The organism is Actibacterium ureilyticum (genome assembly GCF_002285435.1).
GTDB classification, from domain to species: domain Bacteria; phylum Pseudomonadota; class Alphaproteobacteria; order Rhodobacterales; family Rhodobacteraceae; genus Actibacterium_C; species Actibacterium_C ureilyticum.
This window is the reverse complement of the sequence record NZ_NSBT01000037.1, coordinates 719,974-730,369: the sequence shown is the minus strand read 5'-3', so window position 1 is coordinate 730,369 and position 10,396 is coordinate 719,974. Positions and strand designations below refer to the sequence as shown.

The 10,396-nt window shown below is 65.3% G+C and carries 12 protein-coding genes; all 12 read right to left on the bottom strand.

Annotation, left to right across the window (positions count from 1 at the left end):
* Positions 1 to 9: 9 nt before the first annotated feature.
* Complete coding sequence (locus tag CLM60_RS16560) at positions 10 to 1,026, bottom strand: WD40 repeat domain-containing protein (protein WP_176473909.1); 1,017 nt, start codon at positions 1,024 to 1,026, stop codon at positions 10 to 12.
* Positions 1,023 to 2,009 carry a CobW family GTP-binding protein gene (locus CLM60_RS16555; protein ID WP_095590207.1) on the bottom strand — a complete coding sequence of 329 codons (987 nt, stop codon included), beginning with the start codon at positions 2,007 to 2,009 and terminating at the stop codon, positions 1,023 to 1,025. The genes CLM60_RS16560 and CLM60_RS16555 overlap by 4 nt, the downstream gene beginning before the upstream one ends.
* Before the next feature lie 71 nt (positions 2,010 to 2,080).
* The gene (locus CLM60_RS16550; RefSeq protein ID WP_245848451.1) at positions 2,081 to 2,740 is read right to left on the bottom strand and encodes a HupE/UreJ family protein; all 660 of its coding nucleotides are present in this window, start codon (positions 2,738 to 2,740) and stop codon (positions 2,081 to 2,083) included.
* A 21-nt stretch (positions 2,741 to 2,761) separates the two neighbouring features.
* On the bottom strand, positions 2,762 to 3,214 hold the full coding sequence (gene cynS / locus CLM60_RS16545; RefSeq protein WP_095590206.1) for a cyanase: 453 nt from the start codon (positions 3,212 to 3,214) through the stop codon (positions 2,762 to 2,764).
* Positions 3,215 to 3,229: 15 nt separating this feature from the next.
* A complete protein-coding gene (locus CLM60_RS16540) occupies positions 3,230 to 4,120 on the bottom strand; it encodes an ABC transporter ATP-binding protein (RefSeq protein ID WP_095590205.1) in 891 nt (296 codons plus the stop codon).
* Between the two features lie 4 nt (positions 4,121 to 4,124).
* Positions 4,125 to 4,970 carry a nitrate ABC transporter permease gene (ntrB, locus tag CLM60_RS16535; protein ID WP_245848450.1) on the bottom strand — a complete coding sequence of 282 codons (846 nt, stop codon included), beginning with the start codon at positions 4,968 to 4,970 and terminating at the stop codon, positions 4,125 to 4,127.
* A gap of 31 nt (positions 4,971 to 5,001) precedes the next feature.
* Positions 5,002 to 6,495, bottom strand: a complete 1,494-nt coding sequence (locus CLM60_RS16530; RefSeq protein ID WP_245848449.1) for a CmpA/NrtA family ABC transporter substrate-binding protein — start codon at positions 6,493 to 6,495, stop codon at positions 5,002 to 5,004.
* 154 nt (positions 6,496 to 6,649) lie between these two features.
* The gene (locus CLM60_RS16525; RefSeq protein WP_095590203.1) at positions 6,650 to 7,249 is read right to left on the bottom strand and encodes an ANTAR domain-containing response regulator; all 600 of its coding nucleotides are present in this window, start codon (positions 7,247 to 7,249) and stop codon (positions 6,650 to 6,652) included.
* Positions 7,246 to 7,851 (bottom strand): 2-hydroxychromene-2-carboxylate isomerase, encoded by a 606-nt coding sequence (locus tag CLM60_RS16520; protein WP_095590202.1) that lies wholly within the window; start codon positions 7,849 to 7,851, stop codon positions 7,246 to 7,248. The genes CLM60_RS16525 and CLM60_RS16520 overlap by 4 nt, the downstream gene beginning before the upstream one ends.
* Positions 7,852 to 7,857: 6 nt before the next feature.
* Positions 7,858 to 8,715 (bottom strand): sulfurtransferase, encoded by an 858-nt coding sequence (locus CLM60_RS16515; protein WP_095590201.1) that lies wholly within the window; start codon positions 8,713 to 8,715, stop codon positions 7,858 to 7,860.
* A gap of 12 nt (positions 8,716 to 8,727) precedes the next feature.
* Positions 8,728 to 9,828, bottom strand: coding sequence for an acyl-CoA dehydrogenase family protein (locus tag CLM60_RS16510; protein ID WP_095590200.1), 1,101 nt, complete (start codon positions 9,826 to 9,828; stop codon positions 8,728 to 8,730).
* 23 nt (positions 9,829 to 9,851) lie between these two features.
* Positions 9,852 to 10,388, bottom strand: coding sequence for an OsmC family protein (locus CLM60_RS16505; RefSeq protein WP_095590199.1), 537 nt, complete (start codon positions 10,386 to 10,388; stop codon positions 9,852 to 9,854).
* Positions 10,389 to 10,396 lie beyond the last annotated feature (8 nt).

Here is a 10,396-nt window from a genome sequence, read left to right as displayed (position 1 = left end):
CGTGGCCGCTCAGCCGCGCAGCAGCCCCAGCCGACCGCCCGCCGTGCCGAATGCCAGCGGCCCGTCGCCCAGGCCCGTGCCAAGCGCGGTGATCGCGGCGCCGTCCGGTTGACGCGCGATCCGGGCCGCGCCCTTGCGGACCTCTCCCAGCAGGATGCAGCCATTGCTATAGCCCGATGCCAGCCGCTCGGGCGTGCCAAGCGGGCTGACCGCGCTGACGGTCTGGGCAAAGCTGTAGCCGATCTCCAGCGGGGGGATCGCACCGGGATCGCCCGCCAGCCCCCAGGCCACCAGAACATCCGCCCCGGTGGTGTAAAGATAGGACGTGTCGGCGGTCCAGCCGATCCCCTTGACCTTGCGCTGATACCCGCCCAGCCGGAAATCGCGACCCGTGACCAGATCCCAGACATGGATCTCGCGGTCCTGCGTTGCCCCGGCGACATAGCGCCCGTCGGGGGACACGCTGACCGCCGTGACCGACCCGGCCCATGCCAGCGTCAGCGGCGGCGCCAGCGCGTCGACCGACCAGATGGACACGCCATTATAGCGGCTGACCGCCAGCCGCCGCCCGTCGGCGAAGAACGCCAAACCCGATACGGTCGAGGGGTGATCGTCGAATCGGGCGATCATCTGGCCATCTTCGAAAACCAGCACACGCTTGGCCGTCGCGATGGCCACGCGCCCACCCTGATGGGCCAGCGCGGTGATCCAGGCCGCATCGGCCTGGTACAGGATCTGCGGGATCGCCCCTGGCGGTGTGGACAGCAGCCTGCCGTCCTGGCCACAGGACAGAACCGCGTCCCGCGTGGCACAAAGCCCGGTGACCGCGCCCTTGTGCCGGGCGATGTCGCGCAGCCCATCGGGTGACAGCGCGACAACCCGGCCGTCGCCCAGACCGGCATGGACACGCGTGCGCCCCGCCGCCAGACAGGTCACGTTTGCGCCCGCATCCCATTCGCGCGCGGCAATATCGGGGGCGGTGCGGGCAAAGCCGCCATCGGCCTGTGGATGCTCCAGCAGCGTCATGCCGGCACCCGCGCCAGGCAGCTTTCGAAACCCGCGGCAATCGCGGCCCGGTCCAGCCCGCGCCCGATAAAGACCAGACGGCTCGTGCGGTCCTCTGCCGGTGCCCAGGGCGCGCCCCATTGGCTGTCCATCACCATGTGAACCCCCTGGAAGACATAGCGCTTTTCGGCATCGGCAAAGCACAGGATGCCCTTGGACCGGAAAATCCCGGTGCCCTGTTCCTTGACCAGCTGCCGCATCCAGGCCGAGAACGCCTTGGCCTCCAGCGGGGTGTCGGCGGTCAGCGAGAATGAGGTGACGCTTTCGTCGTGGGTGTGATCCTCGGGGTCCTCGTCCAGCAGGCCCGGCTCGATCTCCAGAATCCGGTTCAGATCGAAGGCGCCGCGATCCAGCACCGCATCCAGCGGCACGTTCGACCGTTCGGACATCACGATGCGGGCCTGCGCATTCAGCGCCTGCACCTTGTCGCGGACCGCCTGAAGGGTTGCGGGCGGGACCAGATCGGTCTTGTTCAGGATCACCAGATCGGCAAAGGCCACCTGCTCTTCGGCCTCGTGGCTTTCGGCGACCTTGTCCAGGAAATGCAGGCAATCCACCAGCGTCACCACCTGATCCAGCGCAACGCGCCCGCGCAGGTCGTCATCGACGAAAAACGTCTGGATCACCGGGCCGGGATCGGCCAGCCCCGTGGTTTCGATCAGGATGCCGTCGAACTGTTCGGCGCGGTCCATCAGGCCCGACAGAATGCGGATCAGATCGCCGCGCACGGTGCAGCAGATACAGCCATTGTTCATTTCGAACACTTCCTCGTCGGCCCCGATCACCAGATCGTTGTCGATGCCTTCCTCGCCGAATTCATTGACCACGACGGCATAGGTCTTGCCATGGTCTTCGGTCAGGATGCGGTTCAGAAGTGTCGTCTTGCCCGCCCCGAGATAGCCGGTCAGCAACGTCACGGGCGTGGTGGATGCGAGATCTTTCATAAATCCCTCCGGTATATGGCGGTGGCAGCAGGAACAGGCCCGCCCTCGTCAGCGGGCCTGCGGGGTTTGGATCAGGCGGCCAGGCCCAGGGCGGCGAACAGCGCGCCCTCGGCGGTCTCCAGGCTCAGGAACAGGCCGATGCCCGCGATCACCGCACCGGCCAGCCGGGCCTCGATCGCGCTGGCATCGGTCGCCTTGACGATGCGGGTCATCACGAACCCCGCCGCGATGGCGATCAGGTATTGCGTGACCCCCAGGCCCAGCAGATAGCCGAACGCCACGGCCAGACCGTAGCCAGCCTCTTGCCCCACGATGCTTTCGCCGAAGGCCGTGCCATGGAACAGGCCGAACGCGCCAAAGGCCAGCATCACGGTATTGACCGGCATCTGCCGGCCGCTCAGCACCACATAGCCCATGACCAGAAGCGAGGCCGCGATCACCGCCTCGGCCAGCGGCAGCGCCAGCCCCGCCATCATCGCGAGACAGCCGATCAGCATCCCCGCGACATAGCCCAGCGGCGCCAGGAACGCCCGCCCGCTGAGCGCCGCGGCGATACCCGCCAGCACCACGAAGCCCAGGTGATCGAACCCCAGGATCGGGTGGCCGACGCCCGACAGCACCCCATGGGCCAGGGTTTCCATCGGTGCCCCCGCCAGCGGGTGATGCGCCAGCGCGGGACCCGCGATTGCGGAAAGGACAGCGGCCAAAGACAGTTTTTGCAGATGTTTCATCGGTTTACCCCCAAGGTTGGTTCAATAGGTTTTGTAGGGCAGGAATTTGCCCGTCATCTCGATCTTGACCCGGTCGCCGGCCGGATTCTCCTCGCGCGTGATGTCCATGGTGAAATCGATCGCCGACATGATGCCGTCGCCGAATTCCTCTTCGATCAGCGCCTTCATGGTGGTGCCATAGACATTGACCACCTCGTACAGCCGATAGATCAGCGGATCGGTCGGCACCGCCGTGGGCAAAGAGCCGCGATAGGGCACGGTCATCAGCAGCGCGATTTCCTCGTCCGAGAAATTCAGCCCAAGCGCGTTGCCGGCCTTTTCGATCTGGTCCTTCGTCAACGAGATCTGCCCCATCAGCGCGGCGGTCGTCCATTCCTTGGACTGGCCCACGGCGGCGGCCACATCGACCCATTTGATTTCGTTAAACGTCTTGTGCGCAACGATTTTTTCCGTCAGTTCGGCGCGGGTGGTCATTGGGTATCCTCTCTCTCAGCTTGCGACTTTGTTGGGCCGGTCCGACGGCGCGCCGGGGCGGACCGTCGGTGGCGATTTCGGGTCATAGCTGCGCGCGGCCAGCTCCTGCTTGAAGGACTTCGAGCGGTTGACCAGAAATTCGATCAGGTGATTGCGCATCGGATAGTAATTGGGATGCGTGTGCATGTCGGACCGGTTGCGCCCCTTGGGCAGGGTGTTCTCGACGATCTCGCAGACCCGCGCCTCGGGGCCGTTGGTCATCAGCACGATGCGGTCGGCCAACAGGATCGCCTCGTCGATGTCATGGGTGATCATGAACGAGGTCTGGTTGCGCGCCGCCACGATGCCCAGCAGTTCGTCCTGAAGCGATCCGCGCGTCAGCGCGTCCAGCGCCGAGAACGGTTCGTCCATCAACAGGATCTTCGGTTCGATCGCCAGCGCGCGCGCGATGCCGACGCGCTGTTTCATGCCGCCCGAAAGCTGCGCGGGTTTCTTGTCCTCGGACCCGGTCAGATGCACCAGGTCGATGAATTTCTGGCATTGGGCCCGGCGTTCGTCGCGCGACCAGCCGGGCCAGCGCGAGGCGACGGCGAAGTCGATATTGCCCAGGGCCGTCATCCACGGCATCAGCGCGTGGCCCTGAAAGATCACTGCACGGTCCAGCGCGGGTTTTTCCACGTTGAACCCATCGGCCAGCACATGCCCGCCCGATGCCTTGTCCAACCCGGCCATGATGTTCAGAAGCGTGGTCTTGCCACAGCCCGAATGGCCGATCAGGCAGACGAATTCGCCCTCTTTCACGTCGAACCACAGATCGCCGAACACCTGGGTTTCGCCCTTGCCGTCGGGGGCGGGAAAGCGGCGCTCCAGGCCTTCGATCTTCAGGATCTTCTTGCGCGCGTCCATCGGCCTACTCCGCATAGGCCACAAGCCGCGCGGCCTGGCCCAGGATCAGGTCCAGCACCATGCCGACAAGGCCGATGAAGAAGATTGCCGAGATCACGCCGGTGATCGACAGGTTGTTCCATTCGTTCCAGACGAAATAGCCGATGCCGGTGCCCCCAACCAGCATCTCGGCGGCCACGATCACCAGCCACGCGATGCCGATGGAAATGCGCATGCCCGTCAGGATCGTGGGCGCCGCCGCGGGCAGGATCACCCGGAACGCGGTGCGCAGCGGCGTGACCTCCAGCGTGCGGGCGACGTTCAGGTAATCGCGCCGGACCGAGGCCACGCCGAAGATCGTGTTCAGCAGCATCGGCCAGATCGAACAGATGAAGATCACGAAGATGGACGAGATCTCGCTGTCCTTGATCGTGTAAAGCGCCAGCGGCATCCAGGCCAGCGGCGAGACCGGCTTGAGCAGCTGGATATAGGGGTTTAGCGCGCGTTCGGCCAGGCGGCTCATCCCGATCAGGAACCCCAGCGGGATCGCGATCAGCGCCGCCAGCCCGAAGCCGGTCAGCACGCGCGCAATCGAATAGGCCAGCTGGATGCCGATCCCCTTGTCATTGGGGCCGGCGTCATAGAACGGGTTGGTGACATGGCTCCAGATTTCGGCCCCGACCTCGCCGGGGGTGGGCAGGGCGCTTTGGCCCTTGGCCTGCGGCCCGAGCAAGGCTGCCAGTTCCGGGTCCATATCCGCAGCCGGTCCGTTTTGCGCGGTGACAAAGACGTTCCAGGCCAAAAGGAACAGGCCCAGGAACGCCACTGACGCGGCGATGGCCTTGATCCGTTCTTTCATCTCGTCGGACATGGGAAACCGGTCTCCTTGCTCGGGCCTTGGGTCATCGCTTGATCGCGAAGCTGTCCACATACGCTTCGGGCGCCATGGGATCGAAGGTCTTGCCCATGATCTCGTAGCTGGCATAGGTGGAGGTCGGCGGGGACATGCCCATGTCCTTCATCACCGCCGTCGCGTCGGTGGCCAGATAGACCTGCTCGGCCAGATCGCTATAGGCCACGTCCCCTTCCAGATAGCCCCAGCGTTTCATCTGGGTCAGGATCCAGACCGCAAAGGAATGATAGGGGAAGGGGTCGAAATCGATCCGGTCGGGTTCGTTGCGCACATTGCCCAGCCCGTCGGCGAAACGCCCGGTCAGAACCTGCTGCACCACCGTCGTCGGCTGGTTGAGATAGTTCTTGGGGCTGATCGCCTCGGAGATGTCCGCGCGGTTGGCGGGATCGGAACTGAACGCCGTGGCTTCAAGGATCGACTTGAAGAGCGCCAGAAACGTGTTGGGTGTCTCGTCGATGAATTTCTGGCTGGCCGCAAAGGCGCAACAGGGATGGCCGGGCCAGATTTCCTTGGTCAGCTTATAGATGAAGCCGACCCCGTCATAGACGGCGCGCTGGTTGAACGGATCGGGGCTGAGATACCCATCCAGGTTCCCCGCGCTGAGGTTCGCCACCATCTCGGGCGGGGGCACGACGCGGATCTGGATGTCCTGGTCGGGGTCCAGCCCGGCCTCGGCCACGTAATAGCGCAGCAGGAAATTGTGCATCGAATATTCGAACGGCACACCAAAGGTGAAGCCTTTCCATTTCGACGGGTCCTGCTTGTCCAGATGCTTCATCGCCAGGGTGATGGCCTGGCCATTGATGTTTTCGACAGCCGGCATGGTCCAAGGCGTGGCCGCCGATCCGGCCCCGGAGGTGATCGCCAGCGGCATCGGCGTCAGCATATGCGCCGCGTCGTATTCGCCCGACAGCGACTTGTCGCGCGACACCGCCCATCCGGCGGTCTTGATCACCGAAACATCCAGCCCGTATTTCTCATAGAACCCCATCGGGGCGGCCATGATGATGGGCGTGGCACAGGTGATCGGCACGAAACCCACGTTCAGCGCGGTCTTTTCCAGCGGGCCGGTCGCCTCGACGATATTGGCGATGGCCTTGTCGATGGGCAGGATGCTGGCAATCGCCGCCGCAGCGGTGGTGCCACCCACGGCCCGCAGGAAGTTCCGGCGGTTCATGTCGGTGCCGAAAAGACCCTTCATCACCGCCGAGGTCGCCAGATTGGCCAGCACGTTTTCCTGGTCTTTCCAGTCCAGGTCGCGGCTGGCGCGGGCAGGGGGCTCCAGATCGCTCAGGGCGTCCATCGGGCCGGGGGCCGCCCCCGTCCGCGCGCCGCCAGTGGTGGTTTCGGCGGCATAGAACCGGCCCCGGGCATCGACGCCCTCGACCGCGGCCTTGTGTTCGTAGATCGTGGCGTGCAACCCGCACGGGCATCCTGTCCACAGGATCTCGTCGGGATCGTAGAGGTTGCTTAAAGCTCCCATGAGCTGTTCATCCTTCTGTCAAATCGAAGGTTCGGCCGTCTTTGGCCCCGGCCCGCCAACGCCGCCATCAGCGCGTGCAGGCTGTTCAGTCTGGTTGCCCCGTGTCGCGCCGCCATCAGCGCAGGGGCCAATTCCGCCGGTCGGGCCTTGCGGCTCAGCACAGCAATTCCTCGGCATCGATGATCTGCCGGGCCATGTCGGCCAGTGGCAGGTTGCGTTGCATCGACAGTTTCTGAATGCGCCGATGCGCCTCGTCCTCGTCGATCGCGTGACGGGCGATCAGGATCATCTTGGCCCGCGCGATGGATTTGGTGGTCGCGACCTCGGCCCGGGCCGCATCCGCGTCTCGTTCCAGACGGCGCTGTTGCCCGGCCTGCGCGACGGCGGTGATCGTGGCCAGCGAAAAGCGGTCCGCGTCCAGCCCCAGCGGCAGCACGTGATGCGCGCCATTGTCCAGCAGCGTTTCGATGTCGCGCCGGGCGGCGCTTTCCAGCAGCACCAAGATCGCGGTGTCGCGCGCCCCGCGCAGGCGGCGCAGATCGGCAATCGCGGCCTGATCCACCATCTCGACATAGATCAGGAATAGCGCGGGCTGCGCGGACAGGGCCAGCGCCCGGTCCACCGTCGCCACCCGGTCGCTCAACGCGATGTCGCGATGACCCAGCATCAGGTCGAACATCTCGGCCCGTGCCTCGTTCGGGTCGATCAGCACCGCCGACAGCGGGCAGGGGTCCTTGAGCTGCAGGAACATCATGCGGCCTCCGCCAACAGGGCCGCGCGCAGGAATGGCAGGCGGTCCTGACCCCAGAACCGCGCGCCGCCGGTGACATAGGTGGGCGATCCGAAGACCTGCGCGGCGATGGCGGCGTCGGTGATCGCCTCCATCTCGGCCGCGACCTGTGGCGCGTCGGCGGCGGCCAGAATGTCGGCCCCGTTCAGCCCGGCATCGTCCAGCGCGGCCTGTAACTGGTCGGGTTGCGCGATATCGCGTTCCTCGGCCCAGACGGCCCTGAGACAGGCAAAGCTGGCCGCGCCCTGATCGGCGCCAATGGCTCCCGCCGCCAGGATCGCTTTGCAGGCCGGTGCGGGATCGGTGGGCCAGTGCCGGGGCACCGCGTTCATGGCCAGGCCATGTTGTGCGGCCCAGCGTGCCTGATCCTCGATCCGATAGGATCTGCGCGCATCGGCCTGGGCAAAGGGGGGCGTGGTATCGGCGGCGGCAAAGACCCTGGCGATCAGCAGCGGCTTGAACCGGATCGTCGCGCCGGTTTCAGCCGCCAGCGCCATCAGCCCCGGGTGCCCCAGATAGGCATAGCCCGAGATCGGCGCGAAGTAATAGTCGATCACCCCCGGCATCGCCCGTCACTCCGCCGCGAAGGGCAGGCCGGTTTCGATCGGATACTTGTCGTCCCGCGACCATTCGTTCCACGAGCCGAAATAGATCCGCACGTCTTTCACCCCGGCCTCTTTCAGCGCCAGGAACGAATTCGACGCCCGCGCGCCCTTGAAGCAATAGATATAGACCGGGGTCGCGGTGGTGATCCCCACGGTCGCGCATTCGGCCAGAACCTCGGGCTTGGACTTGATCATCGGGCCGTCGGGCGTGGGCTTCATCATACGGTACCATTCGATCCAGACCGCGCCGGGAATGCGCCCCTTGCGCGGGCAGAAATCCTTGCCATAGGGGGACGAGCTGTCGGCAACCCATTCGTCCACGTCGCGCACATCCAGGATCGCGACCGACGGGTCGTTCAGAACGCCCATCACATCCTCGGCCGTCAGCATCAGCGACGCCCCGGCCGGGTCGATGGGGAAATCGGCGGCCACAGGCGTGGCGGGATCGGTGCTGAGCGGCAGGCCCGCAGCCTGCCACGCGGCCAGCCCGCCATGCAGCACCTTGATCGACGGATATCCCAGATAGGACAGCAGGTAATAGCCCCGGCAGGATTGCCCGAACCCGGTATTCATCGACTGTTCATAGATCACCGCGGTCTTGGTGCCGTCCAGCCCGGCGGCGCCAAAGGCTTCGGCGAATTTGCTGGTCAGTTCGGCCATGCCCGACGGATCGGAGGTCGCCAGATAGGTGAAGATGTCATGCAGGTTGACCGCCCCCGCGATATGCCCGGCGGCATAGCTTTCGGGATCGCGCGTGTCGATGATCACGATGTCCTCGGACGGCATCGCTTGCAATTCTTCGGGCGTAATCAGAACAGAGGTCATGAAACGGTCTCCTCAGGTTTGGGGAAGCTCGGCAAGCATCTTGCGCAGCTGTTTGGTGGCCGGCGTGACGATGCCGATGAAATACGCTTCGCGCAGGCGGCGCTGTGCCGCGCCGCTGCTGACATAGCCGCGCGCGCCCTGATGCAGCATCGCGGCATGGGCGGCCTTCATCGCGGCTTCGCCCCCCGCCAGACGCAGCGACACCACACGGCGGAAATAGGGGATCGAGGTGTCGTAGGGCGTCCGTGCCAGGTCGGCCAGTTCGGCCTCGGCCCGGGTCAGGATGGCCTCGAACTCTTCGGGCTGCTCTTCCAGGTATTTGTTCACATGGCCCAGCGGTCCCTGCACCTGTCGCATCAGCGCGATCGACGACCGGATCATCCCGATGGCCATGCCGCATTGCATCAGCACGAAACCAGGCCGGATCCGTTGCAGATAGCCGTCGATCGGATCGGCCAGGACCATCTCGTCGGGGATGAAGGCATCGCGGAACTGCACCGCGCGGGTCGCGGTGCCGCCCATGGCGACAAAGGCGTGGTCCAGAACGGTTTTCACGCCGTCCTGGGCGCAGGCGGCCACCGCCATCACCGGCCGGGGCGCATCGGTGCCGGTGTCGAAGACGATGCCGAAATAGCCGTCTTCGCCCACGTTCGACACCCAGGGCAGCGCGCCCTTGACGGTATAGCCGCCATCGACGCGGGTGCCCCGCAGGCGCATCTTTTCAATGCCGAAGAAGGTCTTCATCGGGTTCGACAGGCCGGTGCCGCCCAGAACCGCGCCGCTGGCGACCTGACCGGCCAGCCCCGCCAGATGCGGCGTGTCGGACGACGCGATGTACCACCCCAGCGCGTTCTGGCACCACATGCAGAACGCGGTCGAGATACAGTGTTCGGCCACGGTCGAGATCGCCTCGATCGTGTCGGCCAGACGGGGCTCAGGCCCGACATGCGCGCCATAGGCCCCGGCAGCCCCCAGCGCGCGCATGATATCCTCGGGATAGGCGCCGCCATCGATGTCGCGGACGCGCGGCGCCAGCTGACCTGCGGCAATCGCCGCGACATCGTCCAGCATGGTTTCGGTCGGCAGTCTGTCCAATGTGGCGGTGGCCGGCATGGGCTTGGTCCTTTCAGCTGGGATCAGACGCTTTCGGCGACCATGTTGACCGGGCGCGAGAAGGTGTTGAACACCGGCGACCACTGGACGACATGGGCGATCAGCTCGTCGATGGTTTCCTGGGGGCAATCGCCCTTCATCGCGACCTTGATCCGCACATCGGTAAAGCCCACGGGCTTGTCGCTGGTATCGCCCGTGCCCCAGACGGCGGTGATGTTCAGATCGCCCTCCAGCTCCAGCTCCAGGCTTTCGACCGTGATCCCGCGATGCACCGCATTGGCATGCAGCCCCACCGCGATGCACGATCCCAGCGCGGCCAGCGATGCCTCGGACGGGTTCGGCGCGGTGTCGTCGCCCAGCAGCCCGGGCGGCTCGTCGACGATATAGGGCTCCAGGTCGCGGATATAGTTGGCGTGGCGGAACTTGCCCTCGGCCACGGTCTTGCATTTCAGCGTCTTGACCGCCTTGGGGTCGGCCTTGCCCTTTTCGATCAGGCCCTCCAGCCCGGTCTTGTCGATGGGCGCCAGACATCCCGTGAGCGCTGTGACTGGTTGAGACATGGTTGCTT